1 protein-coding gene is annotated in these 250 nt (G+C 74.8%); it reads right to left on the bottom strand.

The features are described from left to right. Positions 1–250: TSUP family transporter (locus B8460_RS19480; RefSeq protein WP_048863289.1), on the bottom strand; the 250-nt coding region annotated here is incomplete at both ends.

The raw sequence follows: 250 nt of genomic DNA, 5'->3' as shown, positions 1-250 counted from the left end.
CCGCCGTGACGCCGATCATGAAGCTCGACGTCGCCGACGATACCTTGATCGGCAGCCGCAGCGCCGCGTCCATCGCCGGGATCTTCAGCACCCCGCTGCCGATGCCGAGCAGCGCCGAGACCAGCCCCGCCCCGCCCATCAGCGCGAGCCCGGCCGGCAGGCGCGTGACGCGATAGGTCAGCGTCTCGCCCGCCCCCGGCCCCGGATAGGCGCCATGCAGCCCGAGCCGATCCGCCCAGCCGCGCCCCGA

It is taken from the genome of Acidisphaera rubrifaciens HS-AP3 (genome assembly GCF_000964365.1).
In the GTDB taxonomy this organism is placed as follows: domain Bacteria; phylum Pseudomonadota; class Alphaproteobacteria; order Acetobacterales; family Acetobacteraceae; genus Acidisphaera; species Acidisphaera rubrifaciens.
Note: the sequence above shows the minus strand (reverse complement) of the source record. Positions and strands in the feature narration are given on the sequence as shown.